Source organism: Enterobacter cloacae complex sp. I3, from assembly GCF_014896175.1.
Lineage (GTDB): Bacteria > Pseudomonadota > Gammaproteobacteria > Enterobacterales > Enterobacteriaceae > Enterobacter > Enterobacter bugandensis.
In genome coordinates this window covers 191,258-213,378 of the sequence record NZ_JADBQZ010000005.1, presented here as the reverse complement: position 1 = coordinate 213,378, position 22,121 = coordinate 191,258, and the positions used below count along the sequence as shown (strand labels likewise).

The window sequence follows — 22,121 nt, the reverse complement described above, 5'->3', positions numbered from 1 at the left end:
CCAGGGTTAGGATTTTGTCAGCGATCGGCGCTATTTTCAGCAAGACGCGCAGAAAAAAGCCCTCCGATGGGAGGGCTGGAAATCATTTCGGAATAAAATGGTATTCCGTCACGCTAATGTACTCTTCACCGGGGCGCAGCACGCAGTCCGGCTGCGGCCATTCAGGATGATTGGGGCTGTCCGGCAGGAACTCGCTCTCAAGCGCAAGTCCTTGCCAGTCGCTGTACTCATTGTGTTCGCGCGCCGTCGTGCCGCCGAGGTAGTTGCCCGAGTAGAATTGCAGGGCTGGGGCGGTGGTATACACCGTCATCTGCAGTTTCTCATCGCTGGACCAGACCTGTGCGGCAGGCTGCTTCACATCACCTTTGGCGTGCAGCAGGAACGCGTGATCGTAGCCTTTCACCTTGCGCTGATCGTCATCGCTCAGGAAATCCTGGGCGATAACTTTCGCGCTGCGGAAGTCAAAGCTGGTCCCGCTCACGTCTTTCAGGCCCTGATACGGAATGCCCATCTCGTCAACCGGCAGATACGCGTCCGCCAGGATCTGCAGCTTGTGGTTACGCACGTCGCACTGGTTGCCGTCGAGATTGAAGTAGGCATGGTTAGTCAGGTTAACCGGACACGGCTTGTCGACCGTCGCACGGTATTCAATAGCGATACGGTTGTCGTCCGTCAGCGTAAAGCGCGCGGACGCGGTAAGGTTCCCCGGGAAGCCCTGATCGCCATCAAGCGAATCCAGCGAGAACAGCACTTCGCCGTCGTTTTGACGAACAATTTTCCAGCGGCGTTTATCAAACCCGTCCGGACCGCCGTGAAGCTGGTTCTCGCCCTGGCTTGGCAGCAGCGGGTACTGCACGCCGTCGAGCTCAAAACGGCTTTTCGCGATGCGGTTGGCATAGCGCCCGACGGACGCGCCCAGATAGGCAGACTGATTAACGTACTGCTCGGGTGAGGCGCAGCCCAGCAGGGTTTCGCGCACGCTGCCGTCCGGCATCGGTACGCGGGCAGAAAGCAGGGTCGCACCCCAGTCCATCAGCGTAACCACCATCCCCGCGCTGTTGCGCAGGGTTAACAGGCGATACGGCAGACCATCCGGTGCGAGGGTAGGTGTTTCGTTTAGCACTGTCCGGCTCCTTGTGATGCTTTACATACATAGAACGTTTCTTTGATGCCCGTTTGCGCTTCGTACTGCTTCGCCACGGCGTCCTGGACGGCAGGGACCAGCTCTTCCGGCACCAGCGCGACGATGCAGCCGCCAAAGCCGCCGCCCGTCATGCGCACGCCGCCTTTATCGTCAATAACCGCTTTGACGATGTCCACCAGGGTGTCGATCTGCGGTACGGTGATTTCAAAATCATCGCGCATGGAGGCGTGAGATTCCGCCATCAGCTCACCCATGCGCTTCAGGTCGCCTTTCGCCAGCGCGGAGGCGGCTTCAACGGTACGGGCGTTTTCGGTCAGCACGTGACGCACGCGTCTGGCGACGACAGGATCCAGCTCGTGCGCCACTTTGTTAAATTCATCGAGCGTCACGTCGCGCAGGGCAGGCTGCTGGAAGAAGCGCGCGCCGGTTTCGCACTGTTCGCGGCGGGTGTTGTACTCGCTGCCCACCAGCGTGCGTTTAAAGTTACTGTTGATAATCACGACGGCCGCGCCTTTTGGCAGGGGAACGGCTTTGGTACCAAGCGAGCGGCAGTCGATCAGCAGCGCATGCTCTTTTTTGCCCAGCGCGGAGATCAGCTGGTCCATAATGCCGCAGTTGCAGCCCACGAACTGGTTTTCCGCTTCCTGACCGTTCAGGGCAATTTGCGCCCCGTCCAGCGGCAGATGATACAGTTGCTGGAAGACGGTTCCCACGGCCACTTCGAGCGAGGCCGACGAGCTTAAGCCCGCACCCTGCGGCACGTTGCCGCTGATGACTAAATCGGCACCGCCGAAATTCTTGTTGCGCTTCTGCAGATGCTTCACTACGCCGCGCACGTAGTTAGACCACTGCTGGCTGTCGTGCGTCACAATCGGGGCATCAAGGGAAAACTCGTCCGTCTCATTACCGTAATCCGCCGCAATGACGCGGACTTTACGGTCGTCGCGCTTCGCACAGCTGATAACCGTCTGGTAATCGATGGCGCACGGCAGCACGAAGCCGTCGTTGTAGTCGGTGTGCTCGCCGATCAGGTTGACGCGACCAGGCGCCTGAATTACGTGGGTGGCAGGGTAGCCAAATTTCTCAGCAAACAGGGATTGTGTTTTATCTTTCAGACTCATTTTTAGACTCCTGATTCGCGATAGTGGACGTCGCTGACGGCACGCAGACGCTCTGCCGCCTGTTCCGCCGTCAGGTCACGCTGGGTTTCCGCCAGCATTTCATAGCCCACCATAAATTTACGCACCGTTGCAGAGCGCAGCAGCGGCGGATAGAAATGGGCGTGCAGCTGCCAGTGCTGATTATCTTCGCCGTTAAACGGCGCGCCGTGCCAGCCCATGGAGTACGGGAAGGAGCACTGGAACAGGTTGTCGTAACGGCTGGTCAGCTTTTTCAGCGCCAGCGCCAGGTCGTCGCGCTGCGCGTCGCTGAGATCGGTAATGCGCTGAACGTGCGCTTTCGGCAGCAGCAGCGTCTCAAACGGCCAGGCGGCCCAGTAAGGCACGACCGCCAGCCAGTGTTCGGTTTCCACTACGGTACGGCTGCCGTCGGCCAGCTCGCGCTGGGTGTAGTCCACCAGCATGGGTGAGCCGTTTTCTACGAAATAGTCCTTCTGCAGACGGTCTTCACGCTCGGCTTCGTTGGGCAGGAAGCTGTTCGCCCAGATCTGGCCGTGCGGATGCGGGTTAGAGCAGCCCATCGCCGCGCCTTTGTTTTCGAACACCTGCACCCACGGATAGCTCTGCCCCAGCTCAGCGGTTTGCGCCTGCCAGGTGCTGACCACCTCTTTCAGCGCGTCCACGCTCAGCTCCGGCAGCGTTTTGCTGTGATCGGGCGAGAAGCAGATCACGCGGCTGGTACCGCGCGCGCTTTCGCAGCGCATCAGCGGGTCGTGGCTCGCGGGGGCATCCGGGGTATCGGTCATCAGGGCGGCAAAATCGTTGGTAAACACGAAGGTGCCTTTGTAGTCCGGGTTTTTATCCCCGGTCACGCGCGTGTTGCCCGGACAGAGGAAGCAATCCGGATCGTGCTGCGGCAGGGTCTGTTTTGCAGGCGTCTCCTGCGCCCCCTGCCAGGGACGCTTGGCGCGATGCGGAGAGACCAAAATCCATTGCCCGCTTAGCGGGTTAAAACGACGATGCGGATGATCGACGGGATTAAACGAAGTCATGACGGATCCTTAGTCCGGATAACCCTGCGGGTGGCGTGACTGCCAGTGCCAGGTATCCTGTGCCATTTCATCAAGCGTGCGGGTGACACGCCAGTTAAGTTCTTTATCGGCTTTGGTGGCATCGGCCCAGTAAGCAGGCAGGTCCCCATCACGACGCGGAGCGAAGTGGTAGTTCACCGGCTTACCGCAGGCTTTGCTGAAGGCGTTAACCACGTCCAGCACGCTGCTGCCGACCCCGGCACCGAGGTTATAAATATGCACGCCCGGTTTGTCAGCCAGCTGCTGCATGGCTGCAACGTGGCCGTCTGCTAAATCCATCACGTGGATATAGTCACGCACGCCGGTGCCGTCTTCGGTAGGGTAGTCATTGCCAAAAATGGCCAGCGACTCGCGACGGCCTACCGCCACCTGGGCGATGTACGGCATCAGGTTGTTCGGAATGCCCTGCGGATCTTCACCCATATCGCCAGACGAATGGGCGCCGACCGGGTTGAAGTAGCGCAGCAATGCGATGCTCCACTCCGGCTGGGCTTTTTGCAGGTCGGTCAGGATCTGCTCTACCATCAGCTTGCTTTTGCCGTATGGGCTTTGCGGCGTACCGGTCGGGAAGCTTTCAACGTAAGGAATTTTTGGCTGATCGCCATAGACGGTGGCGGAGGAGCTAAAGATAAAGTTTTTGACGTTTGCCGCGCGCATTGCGGAGATCAGACGCAGGGTACCGTTGACGTTGTTGTCATAATACTCAAGCGGTTTCGCAACGGATTCACCGACCGCTTTCAGCCCCGCGAAGTGGATCACCGCTTCGATGGCGTGGTCGTGAAGGATTTCGGTCATCAGCGCTTCGTTGCGGATGTCGCCTTCCACGAAAGTCGGCTGTTTACCGCCAAGACGTTCAATCACCGGCAGCACGCTGCGCTTACTATTGCACAGGTTGTCGAGGATGATCACATCGTGACCATTTTGCAGCAGCTGCACACAGGTATGACTTCCGATGTAACCGCTACCACCTGTTACCAGAACTCGCATAATTCGCTCCATTGGGCTTATGGTATGTAATAACCATAGCATAACAGAGACGCAAAAAGTGTGACATGGGATAAAATAGTGGAATCGTTTACACTCGTTTTCATACTCGCTTTTTCGATGACGTAGAGCATTCTAGATCAAAGAGATAGCGATGTATTGATGCAAGTTATCTGAAAAGAGGAGGGCGGTGCCCTCCGCGGTTAATCTACGTTGCTGAGAAGGTAGCGATAACCCTCGCCGTCCGCGACAAACTCGAGGCGGTGGGTGATGCAGGAGGGGGCATCTTCGGCATGGTGTGAAACGAACAGCAGCTGCGTTTCACCTTCGCTAATCAGCACGTCCACAAAGCGGCGGACCAGCTGTCGGTTAAGCGGATCCAGCCCCTGCAGCGGCTCGTCGAGGATCAGGAGCGTAGGGTGTTTTACCAGCGCGCGAACGATCAGTGCCAGGCGCTGCTGCCCCCACGACAGGCTATGAAACGGTGCGTCAGCCACCCGGTTATCCATCCCCAGAATATCCAGCCACTGCTGGGCCAGCTTGTGCTGTTTATCTGACACTGCCTGATAAATGCCGATGGAATCAAAATAGCCGGAAAGGATCACGTTGCGTACCGTGGTACTGACCCGGTAATCCAGATGCAGGCTGCTGCTAACGTAGCCAATGTGCTTTTTGATATCCCAGATGGTTTCGCCGCTGCCGCGACGGCGGCCAAACAGCGTCAGATCGTTGCTGTAGCCCTGCGGGTGATCGCCGGTTATCAGGCTCAGCAGCGTGGATTTCCCCGCGCCGTTGGGACCGACGATCTGCCAGTGTTCGCCAGGATTAACCGTCCAGCTGAGGTGATTCAGGATCGGTCGTTCGTCATAGGAGACTACGCCATCGCGCAGGACGATAAGCGGCTGACGGGGATCGAGACCGTGGCGTGCTGCCGGCGCGTCGGGATCCGGCAGCGCAATGCCCGCCAGCTTTTCGCTGTGCGCAAGCTGGGCAATCAGCGCCTGTCGGAGCAGCGCGGACTTTTCTCCGGTTTCGATCAGGCTACAGTCTGCCAGCACGCCCGCGTTCTGCACGAAGTCAGGAATTTCATCAAAGCGGTTCAGCACCAGTACGATCGTATAGCCTTCCTGATTCAGAGAGTCCAGCAGGGCAGCCAGCTGGGCGCGGGAGTGGACATCCAGCCCGTCAAAGGGCTCATCCAGAATCAGCAGCTCCGGCTGGCTCATTAACGCCTGGCACAGCAGCGTTTTCCGCGTCTCGCCGGTAGAGAGGTACTTAAAGCGCCGGTTCAGCAGCGCGGAAATGCCAAACTGTTCCGCCAGATGCTGACAGCGGGCGGGATCTTTCACCTCATCCTGAATAATTTCCGCCGCCGTGCGGCCGGTATCTTCTTCGCCAGGACTGAGTAAATCGGTATTGTTGCGCTGCCACTCGTCGCTGACCAGCTTCTGCAGCTGTTCAAAGGACAGGCGCGTCAGGCGCGTGAAATCGCTCCGGCATTCGCCTTTGAGAAGGGTAAGCTCTCCGGCCAGCGCGCGGGCCAGCGCGGATTTACCGCTGCCGTTAGTGCCGACAAACGCCCAGCTTTCACCCGCGCGTATTGTCAGATCGGCAATCGTCAGCGTTCGGGTATCGCTAAGACGAAACGTACCTTGCGAAATATGCAATGATGACATGATGTATCCCATTTTTTGCAGCAATAGATATCAGGGATACGCACTGTCGTCACGATTGTCAATGCGCTCAGCACAATGTGGCGATAATCACCCGGTCCGCGTTGAAATATGCGGTGACGACAGCACCTTCTTCTAAATCGTTCGCCTCGCTGAGCGGGACCGTGGCGCAAAGCGCCTGTCCGTCTGCCAGGGGCATCAGCACTTCGCACTGCTCCTTGCCGCGTTCGATATGGCTGATGGTGCCCCGCAGCTGGTTATCAGCCGCCTTTGCCTTGTCCGGGTCGCGTGTGATATTGACCCAAGGTGCTTTCAGCAACACCAGCACCTCTTTACCTTCATCCAGGTCAAGGCGCTCTGCGCTCTGGGCCGTTATCGCCGCTTTCAGACGGGTGACACCATCGGCAAGCAGGATCTCAACATGCTGCTGTACCTGGAGATTATCGCGCGCTGTCACCGTACCAAACCACTGGTTGCGGGCGCTGGTCTGCAACGAGAAACGGGAAATGGCGGCCAGCAAGCTGTCCAGCGGAACGTTGTCGTCGTCACTCAATACATCGAACGCTTTTTGCTGAATCTGGCCCAGGAGATCGTAGAGCTGAATCAGGCGCAGGCCGTAGCGTGTGACAACAGCACCTCCACCGCCTTTGCCCCCTGTGGCTCTGTCCACCAGCGGATGCTCGCTCAGGGTGTTCATGTCATTGATGGCATCCCAGGCGCTTTTATAGCTAATCCCAGCGTTCTTAGCGCCCTGGCTAATTGAGCCGGTTTGTTCTATCTGTTTAAGCAGGGCAATACGTCGGGGATCGGCGAAAAGCTTTTGCTGAAGTCGGAGAGTAAGAAGAATTTCGGCCTGCATAACAGTGTCCTGGCAAAAAGAATATTGTGACCCAAATGGTGCAGGGCGCAAAGGGCACCGCACAAAAGGGGATGTTTTTCTTACTTTTCAGGGTAGAATAGCCCATTCACAAAATCTGGAGAAAACCATGTTAGAGTTGTTAAAAAGTCTGGTATTCGCCGTGATCATGGTACCAGTAGTGATGGCCATCATCCTCGGTGCCATCTACGGCCTGGGTGAAGTGTTCAACATCTTTTCGAATATCGGTCACAGAGACCGTGCGAAAAAGCAGCATTAATTTCCCACAAAACGCCCGGCTTGCCCGGGCGTTTTGCTCTCAAGCTTTTCTTACTTTCGCCGATATTATTTAACGTAACACACCGTGTTACCCCTTGAGCGGTACGAATTACCGCTGGGATCTCCCTGACGATACCGTTATATTAATATGTATATAACGATACTCACAGGAGTTACAGATGGCACGTTCATGGGTACGCCTTTTCGCAGGGGCAACGCTGACGCTTTCACTTACCGGACACGCGCTGGCGGACGAAGGTAAAATCACGGTCTTTGCGGCGGCGTCGTTGACCAACGCGCTGCAGGATATTGCGGCGGCGTATAAAAAAGAGAAAAACGTCGAGGTAGTCTCCTCTTTTGCCTCTTCCTCTACGCTGGCACGGCAGATAGAAGCGGGCGCTCCGGCAGATCTGTTTATCTCTGCTGACCAAAAGTGGATGGACTACGCGGTTGAGAAGAAATCGATTGATGCGGCGACCCGCGAAACGCTGCTGGGCAATAGCCTGGTTGTGGTTGCACCGAAGGCCAGCGCGCAGGGTGAAATCACCATCAATAAAGAGACAAACTGGACCCGCCTGCTGAACGGTGGCCGTCTGGCGGTGGGTGACCCGGAACACGTTCCGGCCGGAATTTACGCCAAAGAAGCGCTGCAAAAGCTGGGCGCGTGGGAGACCTTGTCACCAAAACTGGCCCCGGCGGAAGATGTGCGCGGCGCGCTGGCGCTGGTGGAGCGTAACGAAGCTCCGCTGGGCATTGTGTATGGTTCCGATGCCGTTGCCAGCAAGGGCGTAAAAGTGGTTGGCACCTTCCCGGAAGACTCCCACAAGAAAGTGGAATATCCTGTGGCGATTGTTGATGGACATAAAAATGCGACCGTAACGGCCTTCCGCGATTATCTGAAGGGGCCGGAGGCGTCCGCAATCTTTAAACGTTATGGATTTACGACTTACTGATGATACTGACCGATCCTGAATGGCAGGCTGTTCTGCTGAGCCTTAAAGTCTCTTCCCTGGCGGTTGCGCTGAGTTTGCCCTTTGGGATCTTTTTTGCCTGGCTACTGGTTCGCTGTCGGTTCCCCGGCAAAGCGCTGCTCGACAGCGTCCTTCATCTTCCCCTGGTTTTACCGCCCGTGGTGGTCGGTTATCTGCTGCTGATTTCGATGGGGCGACGCGGTTTTATCGGCGAAAAGCTCTATGACTGGTTCGGAATCACCTTTGCCTTTAGCTGGCGCGGTGCGGTACTGGCGGCGGCGGTGATGTCATTCCCGCTGATGGTCAGAGCGATCCGCCTCGCGCTGGAAGGCGTGGATATGAAGCTCGAACAGGCGGCCCGCACGCTCGGTGCCGGGCGCTGGCGCGTCTTTTTTACCATCACGCTTCCGCTTACGCTGCCGGGCATCATTGTCGGGACGGTGCTGGCGTTCGCCCGCTCGCTGGGCGAGTTTGGTGCGACCATCACCTTTGTGTCGAACATTCCCGGCGAGACGCGGACCATCCCATCGGCCATGTATACCCTGATTCAGACGCCAGGGGGAGAGAGTGCCGCAGCGCGGCTGTGCATCATCTCTATCGTATTAGCCCTGGTTTCGCTGCTGGTTTCTGAATGGCTGGCACGGCTAAGCCGCGAACGGATGGGGAAATAACGATGCTGGAACTGAATTTCACCCAGACGCTGGGAAACCATACTCTGACGCTTAACGAGACGCTGCCTGCAAGCGGCATCACCGCCGTCTTCGGCGTGTCGGGCGCGGGTAAAACGTCTCTGATTAACGCTATCAGCGGCCTGACGCGCCCGCAGTCAGGGCGCATTGTCCTGAACAACCGCGTCCTGAATGACGTGGAGAACAAGATTTACCTTTCGCCGGATAAGCGCCGCATCGGCTATGTTTTTCAGGACGCGCGCTTATTCCCGCACTACAGCGTGCGCGGCAACCTGCGCTACGGCATGGCGAAAAGCATGGCCGGGCAGTTTGATAAGCTGGTGACGCTTTTAGGCATTGAACCCCTGCTCGACAGGCTGCCGTCCTCGCTCTCCGGCGGGGAGAAACAGCGTGTGGCTATAGGCCGCGCGTTGCTGACCGCCCCCGAACTGCTGCTGCTCGACGAGCCGCTGGCCTCGCTGGATATACCGCGCAAGCGCGAGCTTTTGCCTTACCTGCAGCGTCTGACCCGCGAAATTAATATTCCGATGCTCTACGTCAGCCATTCGCTGGATGAGATCCTGCATCTGGCCGACAAAGTGCTGGTGCTGGAAGAGGGCAGCGTGAAGGCCTTCGGCAACCTGGAAGAGGTGTGGGGCAGTAGCGTGATGCACCCCTGGTTACCCAGGGAGCAGCAGAGCAGCATCCTGAAGGTGAGCGTTCTGGAGCATCATCCGCACTACGCGATGACCGCCCTGGCGCTGGGCGACCAGCATCTTTGGGTCAATAAGATCGACAAACCGTTGCAGTCCGCGCTGCGGATTCGCATCCAGGCATCGGACGTCTCGCTGGTGCTGCAGCCGCCGCTGCAAACCAGTATTCGAAATATTCTGCGCGCCAAAGTGGCGGAATGTTTTGATGATAACGGGCAAGTGGAGGTGAAGCTCGACGTGGGCAGCAGGACGCTCTGGGCGCGCATCAGCCCGTGGGCCAGGGATGAGTTAGCAATCAAGCCCGGCCTGTGGCTTTACGCGCAAATCAAGAGCGTTTCGATCACCGCCTGATTACAGCAGGTGGGTATAGATGTACTGCGCGATGCTGTCGGTGGTGTTGTCGCCAATCACCACGTTAGCGCGCGCTTTTACCGCGTCGTCGGCATTGCCCATCGCCACGCCCGTACCGACGGCTTCCAGCATGCTGATGTCGTTGTAGTTGTCGCCGAAGGCGATCGCGTCCTGCATTGACCAGCCCTGCGATTCCACGTACTGCGTCAGGCGCTTGCCTTTGCTGTTGCCTTTGCGGGCAATATCCACCTGATCGTGCCAGGACCATTCGCACTCCAGCCCCAGCGTGTCCTCGACGTGTTTCGCGAAGGTATTCAGTTTGGTGGTGTCTTCATCCGTCAGGGCAAACTTCCAGATAGCCTCAACGTCCTGGGCCGCCTGACGCAGAGAGGAAACTTGGGTAAAGACCGGACGCTGCGCTTCTGGCAGGGACAACGCCCAGTTGCTGGTGCGTACCACATGGCCGGTTGGGCGCTCGTACACCATCGCGTTATCCACATACATCAGGCCGTGAACGTTATGCTCATCCAGCAGATCAATCAGCTGCAGCGCCTGGGGAACCGGCAGCGGGTCGGAGGCTAAAACCTTTTTTGCCTGATAATCATACAAATAAGTGCCATTACAACAAATTGCAGGTGTATCCAGCGCCAGTGCCTGATAAAAAGGGTGAATGGCAACGTGATGTCGACCCGTTACGATAAGGAGTTGATATCCCACTTCCTGCGCGCGTTTAAGCGCTTCAAGGGAGGAGGGGAGCAGGGTTTTCTGAGGGGTAAGTAATGTTCCGTCTAAATCCAGTGCAATCACACGCGAGGTCATTTGTTCTTCCGGGTTAATGTTGAATTTTAGGTCTCAGGGGATGTTACACCGAGAGTAAATCGCTGCAAAATTCCTGGCTAAAATTCAGCATTCACCGTTAAAAATAATCACTTTCACGTGCAGTGAGGAAAGGAGTATTCATGAAACAAACCGTTTATACCGCCAGTCCTGAAAGTCAGCAGATCCACGTCTGGCGCTTGAATGCAGAAGGTTCGCTCACGCTGGTTCAGGTTGTTGATGTGCCGGGCCAGGTGCAACCGATGGTCGTCAGCCCGGATAAACGTTTCTTATACGTGGGTGTGCGCCCGGAGTTTCGCGTGCTAGCCTACCGCATCTCTCCTGACGACGGCGCGCTGACCTACACCGCTGAAGCGCCACTGCCGGGCAGCCCAACCCACATCTCGACCGATCGTAAAGGCCGCTTCATTTTTAGCGGGTCTTACAATGCCGGTTGCGTCAGCGTGACCCGTCTTGACGATGGTATTCCGGTAGAAACTGTCGACGTGGTGGAAGGGCTGGAAGGCTGCCATTCGGCGAATATCTCCCCGGACAACCGCACGCTGTGGGTGCCTGCGCTGAAGCAGGATCGAATCTGCCTGTTCACCCTGAGCGACGATGGTCACCTGGTGGCGCAGAATCCTGCGGAAGTCACCACCGTTGAGGGCGCAGGTCCTCGCCATATGGTCTTCCACCCGAACCAGCAATATGCCTACGTCGTTAACGAACTGAACAGCTCGGTGGACGTATGGGAGCTGAAAGATCCAAACGGCCAGATTGAGTGCGTGCAGACGCTGGATATGATGCCATCTGACTTCTCTGACACTCGCTGGGCGGCAGATATTCACATCACGCCGGATGGTCGTCATCTCTACGCCTGCGACCGCACCTCCAGCCTGATTACCGTCTTCAGCGTCTCCGAAGATGGCAGCGTGCTGGCTATTGAGGGCTTCCAGCCAACGGAAACCCAGCCGCGCGGCTTTAATATCGATCACAGCGGTAAATACCTGATTGCGGCGGGGCAGAAATCCCATCACATCGCGCTGTATGAAATCAAAGGCGAGCAGGGCCTGCTGGAAGAGAAAGGACGCTACGCTGTAGGCCAGGGGCCAATGTGGGTGGTGGTTAACGCGCACTAAGCGGCTTAAAACAAAAAACCTCGCGAATGCGAGGTTTTTTTATGCCCGGTGGTAGCCGGGTGAGCACATCAAAACGTAACCAACAGGGCCATCATAATGTCGACTCAAGGCGATGTAAATTCATCGTCAACGAACAAAGGAGAACACGGAATGATCGGTGAATAGTATATAAATAATAATCAGACACTTAAGTGCTTTTGCTTTATAAATTCCTAAATTGGTTTTAACTGTTTTTATGTACAGTAGTGATTTGATATCATTCTGTGCGTTGGTTCGATGTGTTGCAGTTCCGCAATTCAGGATCCTTTTTAAGTCCTGGCTGTCGGGTGGTGCCGACGGTGCCTAAACTGCGGAGCACATCAAAACATAACCAACACACCTCTGGTGACAGGCAGCGGAAAGGTAAACCAGAGGAGAAGTGCTCTATACCAAAGGAGTGGCGTATGAGCGGTGTGGAATGGGCAATTCTGTTCCTGCAACTCATGGTTGCGATTATGCAACTATTGGATGCGTATCTTAAGTTTGGAGCCTGACGCATTCAGTCGCAGTAAAAAGGGGGATTAAACTCCCCCTTTTACTCTCATCTCGTTACTGCTTCGGCTCAGCAACCACGTTGCTGCCCAGACCGCGGTTGTTGTATTCCCACATGCGGTTGAAGTTCGCGTCGTTCAGGTTGCGCTGCACGTTTCCTTTATCGTCCACCGCACCGGTGTTGCCGGAGAACGGACGTTTGGAGACAGCCGCATCAGCCCACGGCTTCGCCACGTTAAAGCCTTCGTTGATCACGCTGTCGCGGATAACGACCTGGCCATTGGTCGCAGAGTCCACGTCCAGGGAGCGGCCCAGCTGCGCCACGCCGTCACCGGCCGCGTTAAAGCGGCTGTTCACGGCCAGGAAGCCGTAAAACAGGTTAGACTGGGTTGCCGGAGCAAACACATAGCCTTCCTGCTGGGTACGGGAATTCACCACGCGGAAATCGGTGTTATCAAACACCACCGCGCCGCGACCGGACACCAGATCCACGTCACCTTCAACGTAGCTGTTGGTCACCAGCGTGCGGGTCAGACGGTTGTTCTGCAGCGTGTTCTGTACGCCGCTGTTGGTCACGAAGAAGGTGTTCTGACGGCCCAGAATATTGACGTTGTTAATCTGCACCTTATCGCCGTCGCTACGCAGCGCCACGGCCTGATGGTTACCGGCATCCACGCTGTCACCCAGGGTATTCTGAATGGTCAGGTTCTGCAGTTGCAGGCCATTATTCTGCGACCAGAACACCGCCGAGCACATCACGCCAACGGTGGCGGAAAGCTTGCTCTGGCAGTTATCAAACATATACCACGCCGGTTTGCCCGGCATATATTTGCCTGCCGGGTTTACCAGGTGACGCCAGGCGGTGCTGTCGATTTCGGAATCAATCGCCAGGCCAATTTTTACGTCGATGGCTTTTTCACCCAGACCGTAAATCGTAATGCTGCCAGGAGCCGCCGGAACATACACGGTGCCTTCGTATTCACCCGGCAGGATCGCGATGTACTGGCGAGACGCGCTGTGTTTAGTGATAGCCGCGTCAACCGCTGCCTGGATAGAGGTATGCGTTACGCCCTGCGCGCCAGCCGGGCCAACAACGAAGTCAGGCTGTTTAGGCAGGTTAATAGAAGACGGTGTCCACGGCGCGGCGTTAGGATCCATCGCCGAGAAGTAATGGGCGCGGTCGAAATTCTTCGCTTCATCCGCGGACAAAATCGGGCGGGAGGCGGTACCGGGCGCTACCTGCTCAGAAGGACGCTGATCCGGTGGTGTAGAACTGCATGCGGATAATGTCACGCCAAAGGCGAGCGCTAACGCCAGACGGGAAATCCTGGAAATGTTCAAGGTGAAGCTCCTGGGTATGCAAGTCTTTACGGGATAGACGAAATAGCCTGCTTTTTTATACTAAGTTGAGCGAAACGGGAAGATAAAAAGGGTAAAAGTTGTATTTTTTGCCCGGAGGTGACGGGAAAGTCATCACAAATAAATAACATTTTCCCTTAAGGCGGTTGACAGCAGACGAAGGATGCAAATAAATGTCTATACAACCCATGACAAGTGGAATGCCCATGCAGCTTCAACCTGACGATGTTATATGGCGAAATGCGCGCCTGGCAACAATGGTTCCCGGTACATCCGCGCCTTATGGCCTGAAAGAGCAGCACGCGCTGGTCGTGCGTGGCCAAACTATCCTTGCCGTGCTTCCTGAATCTGACCTTCCTTCCGGACACCGTCACGTCATCGATCTTGAGGGACGTCTGGTCACGCCTGGCCTGATTGACTGCCATACCCATCTGGTATTTGGCGGCGACCGCGCGGCGGAGTGGGAACAGCGTCTGAACGGCGTCTCTTACCAGACCATCAGCGCTCAGGGGGGCGGGATTAACGCCACCGTGACGGCAACGCGCAGCAGTTCCCTGGAAACCCTGCTGAAACTGGCGCAGCAGCGGCTCCAGCGTCTGATGAATGAAGGTGTAACGACCGTTGAAATCAAATCGGGATACGGACTCAACGCCGAGGCCGAAGAGAAGATGCTGCAGGTTGCCCGCCAGCTGAGCCTCAATAACCCGGTTGATATCAGCCCAACGCTGCTGGCGGCCCATGCGGTTCCGCCGGAATACCGACAGGATCCGGATGCGTACCTCACGCTGGTCTGTGAGCAGATCCTACCCACGCTGTGGCAAAAAGAGTTATATGAAGCAGTAGACGTGTTTTGTGAAAACGTCGGCTTTACCCCGTCGCAAACCGAGCGCCTCTTCCAGGCCGCCGCCGCGCTCGGTATTCCGGTGAAAGGGCATGTTGAACAGCTGTCGAATCAGGGCGGAGCGGCGCTGGTCAGCCAATATAACGGACTGTCGGCCGATCATATCGAATATCTCGACGACGCGGGCATTCAGGCGATGGCGCAAAGCGGTACGGTTGCGGTACTGCTCCCCGGCGCGTTCTATTTTCTGCAGGAACGCCAGCGTCCGCCGGTTGATCAGCTCCGAAAACGTGGTGTGCCGATGGCCGTCGCCACCGACTATAACCCCGGCACCAGCCCGTTTGCCAGCCTGCACCTGGCGATGAATATGGCCTGCGTCCAGTTTGGCCTCACCCCTGAAGAGGCCTGGGCTGGCGTCACGCGGCATGCGGCGCAGGCGCTGGGCCGCGGCGCAACGCACGGGCAGCTGCAGCCGGGGTTTGTCGCTGATTTTATCGTCTGGGATGCTCACCATCCGGTAGAGATGGTCTACGAGCCGGGACGCAATCCGCTGTATCAACGTATTTTCCGTGGGGAGGCAGTATGAAGTTATGGCGGCCCGTCGCCGAAACGGTCTGGCAGGGGCGAGACGACAGCGCCGAAGCCAGCAATGCAACGCGCATTTTCCAGACGATACAACAGCAGGCGCAGTTCACGCCGCTTTCATCCGGCATCGCGCTGATAGGCTTTGAATGCGATGCAGGGGTTAAACGCAATCAGGGCAGGCCCGGCGCCGCGCAGGCCCCTGATATTCTGCGCAAAGCGCTGGCGAATATGGCAAGCCATCAGGGACACGAACGGCTGGCGGATATGGGCTCGGTGTACGTTGAAGGCGATGAGCTTGAACACGCGCAGCGGGCGTTAAGCCATGCCGTGACGGCCTGCCAGCAGTCCGGGATGCGCACGCTGGTTTTTGGCGGCGGGCATGAAACTGCCTGGGCGCATGGACGGGGTGTTCTGGATGCATTCCCCGGCGAGCGCGTGGCGGTGATAAACCTGGATGCGCATCTCGACCTGCGCAAGGCCGACCGGGCGACGTCCGGTACGCCGTTTCGTCAGCTGGCTCAATACTGTGATGAATGCGGGCGCGAGTTTCGCTACGCCTGCTTTGGCGTCAGCCGCGCGGCGAACACCCAGGCTCTGTGGGATGAGGCCGAACGCCTGAACGTCACGCTGGTGGAGGATCTTCATTTCAGACGCGAGGCATTATCGGCGCTGGAAAAGGTGCTGGCACAGGCCGATCGTGTCTATCTGACAATCGATCTGGATGTCCTGCCCGCGGGCGAAATGCCTGCCGTTTCCGCCCCTGCGGCGTTAGGCGTCCCGGCAATGGATCTAATGCCGGTTATTGAACAAATCTGCCGCAGCGGTAAGCTGCAGGCCGCCGATCTGGTAGAGTTTAACCCGCAGTACGATCGGGACGGACAGGGCGCAAAGCTCGCCGCCCGTCTGGCCTGGCAAATTGCTCACTGGTGGGCATAACACTATTAAAGGAGTCACGATGTTTTCACGCTCACCCCTGCCGCAACCGAGCCCGCCCGCGCCTTTCTATGAAAAGGTGAAGCAGGCGATCAGCGAAAAAATCGCCACCGGCGTCTGGCGCCCGCACGATCGCATTCCGTCGGAGGCCGAACTGGTGGCGCAGTTCGGTTTTAGCCGGATGACCGTCAACCGGGCGCTGCGCGAGCTCACCGATGAAGGACTTCTGGTGCGCCTGCAGGGCGTGGGGACGTTCGTGGCGGAACCGAAAGGGCAGTCCGCCCTGTTTGAAATCCGCAGCATTGCCGATGAGATAACCTCGCGTAATCATCAGCACCGCTGCGAAGTGCTGGTGCTGGAAGAGACCCAGGCCAGCGCCGAGCAGGCCGCTGAGCTAAATGTCAAAGAGGGTAGCCGCATCTTCCACTCTGTGATGGTGCATTTTGAAAACGACATTCCGGTGCAGATTGAAGATCGCTGCGTCAACGCAGAGCGGATACCGGAATACCTGAACCAGGATTACACCCACACCACGCCGCACGCGTATCTCTCGCTCGTCGCACCGCTCACGGAAGGGGAGCACATTGTAGAGGCCGTACGCGCGACACCGCAGGAGTGCGAGCTGTTGCGCATTAAAGAACACGATCCGTGCCTGCTGATCCGCCGTCGTACCTGGTCATCATCGCATATCGTGTCGCATGCCCGACTGCTTTTCCCGGGGAACCGTTACCGGCTTCAGGGCCACTTTATGTCATAAGTTTTATAAGCGTGATCGCTAACGCAATATAACAAAATTGTATCTTTTTTGTTAAATCCGACCTTGTGTGTGCTTGTCTATACAAGTATATCTAAATGCATCATCTGTCCCTTATGAGGAGCACACAATGTCGTCAGGTAAATACCGCCAGCAGGACGTCCGCGCCGCGCGCGGCACCACGCTTACTGCCAAAAGCTGGCTCACCGAAGCCCCGCTGCGCATGTTGATGAACAACCTTGATCCTGAGGTGGCGGAAAACCCCCACGAACTGGTGGTCTACGGCGGCATAGGCCGTGCCGCACGCAACTGGGAATGCTATGACGCAATTGTAAAATCCCTGACCGAACTCGAACACGACGAAACCCTGCTGGTGCAGTCCGGCAAGCCGGTTGGCGTATTTAAAACCCACAAGAACGCGCCGCGCGTGCTGATCGCCAACTCTAACCTCGTGCCGCACTGGGCCACCTGGGAACACTTCAACGAGCTGGACGCGAAAGGGCTGGCGATGTATGGCCAGATGACCGCCGGGAGCTGGATCTACATCGGCAGCCAGGGGATTGTGCAGGGCACCTACGAAACCTTCGTGGAAGCGGGGCGTCAGCACTATAACGGCTCGCTGAAAGGCCGCTGGGTGCTTACCGCCGGTCTGGGCGGGATGGGCGGCGCGCAGCCGCTGGCCGCCACGCTGGCCGGCGCGTGCTCGCTGAACATTGAATGCCAGCAGAGCCGCATTGATTTCCGTCTGCGTACCCGTTACGTCGACGAACAGGCCGAGAATCTCGATGACGCGCTGGCGCGCATCAAAAAATACACGTCCGAAGGCAAAGCGATGTCGATTGCCCTGTGCGGTAACGCGGCGGATATTCTGCCGGAGCTGGTTGCCCGCGGCGTGCGTCCGGATCTCGTTACCGACCAGACCAGCGCCCATGACCCGCTGCACGGTTACCTGCCAAAAGGCTGGACGTGGGAAGACTACCAGCAAAAAGCGGAAACCGACCCTGAAGGCACGGTACTGGCGGCTAAGCGTTCGATGGCGGAACACGTCTCCGCGATGCTGGCCTTCAGCCAGTTGGGCATTCCAACCTTTGACTACGGCAACAACATCCGCCAGATGGCGAAAGAGATGGGCGTGAATAACGCCTTCGACTTCCCCGGCTTCGTGCCTGCCTATATCCGTCCGCTGTTCTGCCGCGGCATCGGCCCGTTCCGCTGGGTGGCCTTGTCCGGCGATCCGCAGGATATCTACAAAACCGACGCCAAAGTGAAGGAGATCGTCGCCGACGACGAACACCTGCACCACTGGCTGGATATGGCTCGCGAACGCATTAGCTTCCAGGGCTTGCCGGCGCGCATCTGCTGGGTAGGGCTGGAGTGGCGGCAAAAGCTGGGTCTGGCCTTCAACGAAATGGTGCGCAGCGGTGAAGTCTCCGCGCCGATCGTCATTGGCCGCGACCATCTGGACTCCGGCTCCGTCGCCAGCCCGAACCGTGAAACCGAAGCCATGCGCGACGGATCTGACGCGGTCTCCGACTGGCCATTGCTTAATGCCCTGCTGAATACCGCCAGCGGCGCCACCTGGGTCTCTCTGCACCACGGCGGCGGCGTCGGGATGGGCTTCTCCCAGCACTCAGGGATGGTCATCGTCTGTGACGGAACCGATGAAGCGGCCGCGCGCATCGCCCGTGTGCTGCACAACGACCCGGCAACCGGCGTGATGCGCCACGCGGATGCGGGTTACGAGATTGCCATTGACTGTGCCAAAGAGCAGGGACTGAACCTGCCGATGATCCCTGCCACACAAGGAAAGCATGCATGAACGCGTTAACACTCACTCCCGGCTCGCTGACGCTCAAACAGCTGCGTAACGTCTGGCGCCAGCCGGTCACCCTTTCACTTGATGAAAGCGCCCACGCCGCGATAAACGACAGCGTCGCCTGCGTAGAAGCGATTGTTGCCGAAGGGCGCACCGCCTACGGGATTAACACCGGCTTTGGCCTGCTGGCGCAGACCCGCATCGCCACGCACGATCTGGAAAACTTACAGCGTTCGCTGGTGCTGTCGCACGCGGCAGGCGTCGGCCAGCCGCTGGATGATGAGATTGTCCGTCTGATGATGGTGCTCAAAATCAACAGCCTGGCGCGCGGTTTCTCGGGCATTCGCCTGAGCGTGATCCAGGCGCTGATGGCCCTGGTGAATGCAGAAGTCTATCCGTGGATCCCGGCAAAAGGCTCCGTCGGCGCCTCCGGCGATCTCGCCCCGCTGGCGCATATGTCGCTGCTGCTGCTGGGTGAGGGCAAAGCGCGCTGGCAGGGCGAGTGGCTGCCTGCGAAAGAGGCGCTGGCAAAAGCCGGCTTAACGCCAGTCACCCTCGCGGCAAAAGAGGGGCTGGCGCTGCTCAACGGCACGCAGGCGTCGACGGCCTTTGCGCTGCGCGGCCTGTTTGACGCGGAAGATCTGTTTGCGTCGGCGGTGGTGTGCGGTGCGCTGACCACCGAGGCGGTGCTCGGCTCGCGTCGTCCGTTTGACGCGCGTATTCACGCGGTGCGCGGCCAGCGCGGGCAGATTGATGCCGCCGCCATGTACCGCCACGTGCTCACCGACACGAGTGAGATTGCGGATTCACACCATAACTGCGAGAAGGTGCAGGATCCGTATTCTCTGCGCTGTCAGCCGCAGGTGATGGGCGCGTGCCTGACGCAGCTGCGCCAGGCGGCGGAAGTGTTGCTGGTGGAGGCCAACGCGGTCTCCGACAACCCGCTGGTGTTCGCCGAGGAAAACGAGGTGGTCTCCGGGGGCAACTTCCACGCCGAGCCGGTGGCGATGGCGGCGGATAATATCGCGCTGGCGATTGCAGAAGTCGGGGCGTTGTCCGAGCGCCGTATCGCGCTGATGATGGATAAACACATGTCCCAGCTGCCACCGTTCCTGGTGCGTAACGGCGGGGTTAACTCAGGCTTTATGATCGCTCAGGTGACGGCCGCAGCGCTGGCAAGTGAGAACAAGGCGCTGTCGCACCCGCACAGCGTGGACAGCCTGCCAACCTCGGCGAATCAGGAAGATCACGTTTCGATGGCCCCGGCTGCCGGGCGTCGTCTGTGGGAGATGGCCTCCAACACCCGCGGCGTGCTGGCGGTGGAGTGGCTGGCGGCGTGTCAGGGTATCGATCTGCGCGAAGGGCTTAAATCCAGCCCGCTGCTGGAGCAGGCGCGCCATGTGCTGCGCGAGCACGTCACGCATTACGATGATGACCGCTTCTTTGCGCCGGATATTGATAAGGCGATGCAGCTTCTGGAAGAGGGACGCCTTGTAGGACTGCTACCTTCGGTGCTGTGATGTTTTGCCCGGTGGCGCTGCGCTTACCGGGCCTACGAATGCGAAATCCAGGCCGGGTAAGGCGTAGCCGCCACCCGGCTTTTTTCAGGAATACATCGCCGTAATCGACGCGCTCCCCAGGGAATGGAAATGCACGTTAAACCCGACCATCGCGCCGCTCGCGCCTTCATCGATCTCAATCTTCTCCACATCCAGCGCGTGCACCGTGAAGATATAGCGGTGGGTTTCCCCTTTTGGCGGCGCCGCGCCGCCGTAGCCCGCTTTACCAAAGTCAGTGCGCGTCTGAATGGCACCTTCAGGCAGGGCAACCAGGTCTGAACCGGAACCCTGCGGCAGCACGCGCGTGTCGGCGGGCAGGTTCGCCACAACCCAGTGCCACCAGCCCGAGCCGGTCGGCGCGTCCGGGTCGTAGCAGGTCACGACAAAGCTTTTGGTTCCTGCAGGAACGTCGTCCCACGCCAGGTGCGGGGAGATATTATCCCCCTGATAGCCCATGCCGTTGAAAACGTGGCGTTCGGGGAGTTTTTCACCGTCGCGCAGATCTTTACTGATGATTTTCATACGGTTTACCCTCGTTATTCACTCGTTCAGGAAGTGTAACGCATGGGATTAAATCGCGAAATGCGCGGGAATGTTAACGGCTGTTACGACCGCGTCGGTTAATTTACGCAACTGCTCCGGCGTGATGCTGTACGGCGGCATCAGGTAGATAAGCTTGCCGAAAGGCCGCACCCAGACGCCCTGCTCAACGAAGAAGCGCTGCAGCGCCGCCATGTTCACCGGGCGGGTGGTTTCAATCACCCCGATGGCACCGAGCACGCGCACGTCCGCCACAAAATTCGCTCCCGAGGCGGCGCTCAGCTCTCCTTTCAGCTGTGCCTCAATCGCCGCGACCTGCGTCTGCCACTCGCCGCTCTCCAGAATGGCGAGGCTTTCGCTTGCCACGGCGCAGGCCAGCGGGTTGCCCATAAACGTCGGGCCGTGCATAAAGCAGCCCGCCTCGCCGTCGCTGATGGTGTCGGCAACCTGACGAGTGGTGAGGGTGGCGGAGAGCGTCATGGTGCCGCCGGTCAGCGCTTTGCCCAGACACAGAATATCCGGGGCGATACCCGCGTGTTCGCAGGCAAACAGCTTGCCGGTGCGGCCAAAGCCGGTGGCAATTTCATCGGCAATCAGCAGAATGCCCTCGCGGTCGCACATCTTGCGAATGCGCCTCAGCCATTCCGGATGGTACATCCGCATTCCGCCCGCGCCCTGCACGATCGGCTCAAGAATGACGGCGGCGATCTCATGGCGATGGGCCGCCATCAGCCGCGCGAAGCCCACCATGTCCATCTCGTTCCACTCGCCGTCAAAGCGGCTTTGCGGCGCAGGGGCAAACAGGTTTTCTGGCAGATAGCCCTTCCACAGGCTGTGCATGGAGTTGTCCGGATCGCAGACCGACATCGCCCCGAAGGTATCCCCGTGATAGCCGTTGCGGAAGGTGAGGAACCTCTGGCGCGTTTCGCCCTTCGCATGCCAGTACTGCAGCGCCATCTTCATCGCCACTTCCACCGCCACCGAGCCGGAATCCGCCAGGAACACGCACTCCAGCGATTCAGGCGTCATTGCCACCAGGCGACGGCATAAATCCACCGCGGGCTGATGGGTGATCCCGCCAAACATCACGTGCGACATCTGGTCAATCTGGGCCTTCATCGCCGCGTTCAGGCGCGGATGGTTGTATCCGTGAATGGCCGCCCACCAGGAGGACATTCCGTCAACCAGCCGCTCGCCGCTGGCGAGATGCAGCTCGCAGCCGTGGGCGGAGGCCACCGGATAGACGGGAAGCGGGCGGGTCGTGGAGGTGTAAGGGTGCCAGATATGCTGCTTGTCGAAGGCGAGATCGTCCTGGGTCATAATCGACTTGTAAACCATTTTGAAAAGTTTTAGGTTTACGAGTATAAACCGAACCGAAAATTAACAAAACCCTTTGGAGA

The 22,121-nt window shown here is 58.2% G+C and carries 21 protein-coding genes; 11 read left to right on the top strand and 10 right to left on the bottom strand.

Features of this window, described 5'->3' with window-relative positions; translation table 11 throughout:
• Positions 1-82: 82 nt before the first annotated feature.
• From galM to modE, 6 genes are all read right to left on the bottom strand, one after another.
• The gene (gene galM, locus IM271_RS05650; protein ID WP_059357964.1) at positions 83-1,123 is read right to left on the bottom strand and encodes a galactose-1-epimerase; all 1,041 of its coding nucleotides are present in this window, start codon (positions 1,121-1,123) and stop codon (positions 83-85) included.
• Positions 1,117-2,265 (bottom strand): galactokinase, encoded by a 1,149-nt coding sequence (gene galK / locus IM271_RS05645; protein WP_193052297.1) that lies wholly within the window; start codon positions 2,263-2,265, stop codon positions 1,117-1,119. The genes galM and galK overlap by 7 nt, the downstream gene beginning before the upstream one ends.
• A 2-nt stretch (positions 2,266-2,267) precedes the next feature.
• Entirely contained in the window at positions 2,268-3,314 is a 1,047-nt protein-coding gene (gene galT, locus IM271_RS05640; RefSeq protein ID WP_041910755.1) for a galactose-1-phosphate uridylyltransferase, read from the bottom strand.
• A 9-nt stretch (positions 3,315-3,323) separates the two neighbouring features.
• Positions 3,324-4,340, bottom strand: coding sequence for a UDP-glucose 4-epimerase GalE (gene galE, locus IM271_RS05635; RefSeq protein WP_193052296.1), 1,017 nt, complete (start codon positions 4,338-4,340; stop codon positions 3,324-3,326).
• 200 nt (positions 4,341-4,540) lie between these two features.
• Positions 4,541-6,013 carry a molybdate ABC transporter ATP-binding protein ModF gene (modF, locus tag IM271_RS05630; protein ID WP_028012399.1) on the bottom strand — a complete coding sequence of 491 codons (1,473 nt, stop codon included), beginning with the start codon at positions 6,011-6,013 and terminating at the stop codon, positions 4,541-4,543.
• Positions 6,014-6,080: 67 nt separating this feature from the next.
• A complete protein-coding gene (gene modE / locus IM271_RS05625) occupies positions 6,081-6,869 on the bottom strand; it encodes a molybdenum-dependent transcriptional regulator (protein ID WP_047367754.1) in 789 nt (262 codons plus the stop codon).
• Positions 6,870-6,996: 127 nt separating this feature from the next.
• Here modE and IM271_RS05620 point away from each other — a divergent pair, with 127 nt between their 5' ends.
• The 4 genes from IM271_RS05620 (at position 6,997) to modC (ending at position 9,848) form a co-directional block, all read left to right on the top strand.
• Positions 6,997-7,146, top strand: coding sequence for an AcrZ family multidrug efflux pump-associated protein (locus tag IM271_RS05620; protein ID WP_041910751.1), 150 nt, complete (start codon positions 6,997-6,999; stop codon positions 7,144-7,146).
• A 178-nt stretch (positions 7,147-7,324) separates the two neighbouring features.
• On the top strand, positions 7,325-8,098 hold the full coding sequence (gene modA / locus IM271_RS05615; RefSeq protein WP_193052295.1) for a molybdate ABC transporter substrate-binding protein: 774 nt from the start codon (positions 7,325-7,327) through the stop codon (positions 8,096-8,098).
• The gene (modB, locus tag IM271_RS05610) at positions 8,098-8,787 is read left to right on the top strand and encodes a molybdate ABC transporter permease subunit (protein ID WP_041910749.1); all 690 of its coding nucleotides are present in this window, start codon (positions 8,098-8,100) and stop codon (positions 8,785-8,787) included. Before modA ends, modB begins: the two co-directional genes overlap by 1 nt.
• 2 nt (positions 8,788-8,789) lie before the next feature.
• On the top strand, positions 8,790-9,848 hold the full coding sequence (modC, locus tag IM271_RS05605; protein WP_028012403.1) for a molybdenum ABC transporter ATP-binding protein ModC: 1,059 nt from the start codon (positions 8,790-8,792) through the stop codon (positions 9,846-9,848).
• On the opposite strand, the gene IM271_RS05600 is transcribed toward modC, so the two are convergent.
• Entirely contained in the window at positions 9,849-10,667 is an 819-nt protein-coding gene (locus IM271_RS05600; protein ID WP_045259940.1) for a pyridoxal phosphatase, read from the bottom strand.
• 140 nt (positions 10,668-10,807) lie between these two features.
• Between IM271_RS05600 and pgl the strand changes: the two genes are divergently transcribed.
• Positions 10,808-11,803, top strand: a complete 996-nt coding sequence (pgl, locus tag IM271_RS05595) for a 6-phosphogluconolactonase (protein ID WP_041910746.1) — start codon at positions 10,808-10,810, stop codon at positions 11,801-11,803.
• Between the two features lie 443 nt (positions 11,804-12,246).
• Positions 12,247-12,336, top strand: a complete 90-nt coding sequence (gene tisB, locus IM271_RS05590; RefSeq protein ID WP_023332440.1) for a type I toxin-antitoxin system toxin TisB — start codon at positions 12,247-12,249, stop codon at positions 12,334-12,336.
• 55 nt (positions 12,337-12,391) lie between these two features.
• Here the strand turns inward: tisB and IM271_RS05585 are convergent, their stop codons facing one another.
• Positions 12,392-13,675 carry a putative acyl-CoA thioester hydrolase gene (locus IM271_RS05585; RefSeq protein WP_193052294.1) on the bottom strand — a complete coding sequence of 428 codons (1,284 nt, stop codon included), beginning with the start codon at positions 13,673-13,675 and terminating at the stop codon, positions 12,392-12,394.
• 224 nt (positions 13,676-13,899) lie between these two features.
• Here IM271_RS05585 and hutI point away from each other — a divergent pair, with 224 nt between their 5' ends.
• From hutI to hutH, 5 genes are all read left to right on the top strand, one after another.
• The gene (hutI, locus tag IM271_RS05580; protein WP_226841092.1) at positions 13,900-15,120 is read left to right on the top strand and encodes an imidazolonepropionase; all 1,221 of its coding nucleotides are present in this window, start codon (positions 13,900-13,902) and stop codon (positions 15,118-15,120) included.
• Positions 15,117-16,055, top strand: a complete 939-nt coding sequence (hutG, locus tag IM271_RS05575; RefSeq protein ID WP_193052293.1) for a formimidoylglutamase — start codon at positions 15,117-15,119, stop codon at positions 16,053-16,055. Before hutI ends, hutG begins: the two co-directional genes overlap by 4 nt.
• A 19-nt stretch (positions 16,056-16,074) precedes the next feature.
• Positions 16,075-16,809, top strand: a complete 735-nt coding sequence (locus IM271_RS05570; RefSeq protein WP_126326701.1) for a histidine utilization repressor — start codon at positions 16,075-16,077, stop codon at positions 16,807-16,809.
• A gap of 127 nt (positions 16,810-16,936) precedes the next feature.
• Positions 16,937-18,625, top strand: a complete 1,689-nt coding sequence (gene hutU / locus IM271_RS05565; protein WP_063154684.1) for a urocanate hydratase — start codon at positions 16,937-16,939, stop codon at positions 18,623-18,625.
• Positions 18,622-20,142 (top strand): histidine ammonia-lyase, encoded by a 1,521-nt coding sequence (hutH, locus tag IM271_RS05560; RefSeq protein ID WP_193052292.1) that lies wholly within the window; start codon positions 18,622-18,624, stop codon positions 20,140-20,142. The genes hutU and hutH overlap by 4 nt, the downstream gene beginning before the upstream one ends.
• 84 nt (positions 20,143-20,226) lie before the next feature.
• Here hutH and IM271_RS05555 read toward each other — a convergent pair whose 3' ends face one another.
• Both IM271_RS05555 and bioA read right to left on the bottom strand, forming a co-directional pair.
• The gene (locus tag IM271_RS05555) at positions 20,227-20,703 is read right to left on the bottom strand and encodes a kinase inhibitor (RefSeq protein WP_193030866.1); all 477 of its coding nucleotides are present in this window, start codon (positions 20,701-20,703) and stop codon (positions 20,227-20,229) included.
• Between the two features lie 48 nt (positions 20,704-20,751).
• Complete coding sequence (bioA, locus tag IM271_RS05550; RefSeq protein ID WP_088204423.1) at positions 20,752-22,059, bottom strand: adenosylmethionine--8-amino-7-oxononanoate transaminase; 1,308 nt, start codon at positions 22,057-22,059, stop codon at positions 20,752-20,754.
• Between the last annotated feature and the right edge of the window lie 62 nt (positions 22,060-22,121).

What these genes read in the sequence shown, in the direction of transcription:
- IM271_RS05620 (WP_041910751.1), top strand. Translation starts at nt 6,997, where the DNA reads ATGTTAGAGTTGTTAAAAAGTCTGGTATTCGCCGTGATCATGGTACCA.
- galT (WP_041910755.1), bottom strand. Translation starts at nt 3,314, where the DNA reads ATGACTTCGTTTAATCCCGTCGATCATCCGCATCGTCGTTTTAACCCG.
- bioA (WP_088204423.1), bottom strand. Translation starts at nt 22,059, where the DNA reads ATGGTTTACAAGTCGATTATGACCCAGGACGATCTCGCCTTCGACAAG.
- hutI (WP_226841092.1), top strand. Translation starts at nt 13,900, where the DNA reads ATGCAGCTTCAACCTGACGATGTTATATGGCGAAATGCGCGCCTGGCA.
- modF (WP_028012399.1), bottom strand. Translation starts at nt 6,013, where the DNA reads ATGTCATCATTGCATATTTCGCAAGGTACGTTTCGTCTTAGCGATACC.
- galK (WP_193052297.1), bottom strand. Translation starts at nt 2,265, where the DNA reads ATGAGTCTGAAAGATAAAACACAATCCCTGTTTGCTGAGAAATTTGGC.
- tisB (WP_023332440.1), top strand. Translation starts at nt 12,247, where the DNA reads ATGAGCGGTGTGGAATGGGCAATTCTGTTCCTGCAACTCATGGTTGCG.
- IM271_RS05600 (WP_045259940.1), bottom strand. Translation starts at nt 10,667, where the DNA reads ATGACCTCGCGTGTGATTGCACTGGATTTAGACGGAACATTACTTACC.
- pgl (WP_041910746.1), top strand. Translation starts at nt 10,808, where the DNA reads ATGAAACAAACCGTTTATACCGCCAGTCCTGAAAGTCAGCAGATCCAC.
- hutU (WP_063154684.1), top strand. Translation starts at nt 16,937, where the DNA reads ATGTCGTCAGGTAAATACCGCCAGCAGGACGTCCGCGCCGCGCGCGGC.
- IM271_RS05555 (WP_193030866.1), bottom strand. Translation starts at nt 20,703, where the DNA reads ATGAAAATCATCAGTAAAGATCTGCGCGACGGTGAAAAACTCCCCGAA.
- galE (WP_193052296.1), bottom strand. Translation starts at nt 4,340, where the DNA reads ATGCGAGTTCTGGTAACAGGTGGTAGCGGTTACATCGGAAGTCATACC.
- hutH (WP_193052292.1), top strand. Translation starts at nt 18,622, where the DNA reads ATGAACGCGTTAACACTCACTCCCGGCTCGCTGACGCTCAAACAGCTG.
- modB (WP_041910749.1), top strand. Translation starts at nt 8,098, where the DNA reads ATGATACTGACCGATCCTGAATGGCAGGCTGTTCTGCTGAGCCTTAAA.
- modC (WP_028012403.1), top strand. Translation starts at nt 8,790, where the DNA reads ATGCTGGAACTGAATTTCACCCAGACGCTGGGAAACCATACTCTGACG.
- hutG (WP_193052293.1), top strand. Translation starts at nt 15,117, where the DNA reads ATGAAGTTATGGCGGCCCGTCGCCGAAACGGTCTGGCAGGGGCGAGAC.
- modE (WP_047367754.1), bottom strand. Translation starts at nt 6,869, where the DNA reads ATGCAGGCCGAAATTCTTCTTACTCTCCGACTTCAGCAAAAGCTTTTC.
- modA (WP_193052295.1), top strand. Translation starts at nt 7,325, where the DNA reads ATGGCACGTTCATGGGTACGCCTTTTCGCAGGGGCAACGCTGACGCTT.
- IM271_RS05570 (WP_126326701.1), top strand. Translation starts at nt 16,075, where the DNA reads ATGTTTTCACGCTCACCCCTGCCGCAACCGAGCCCGCCCGCGCCTTTC.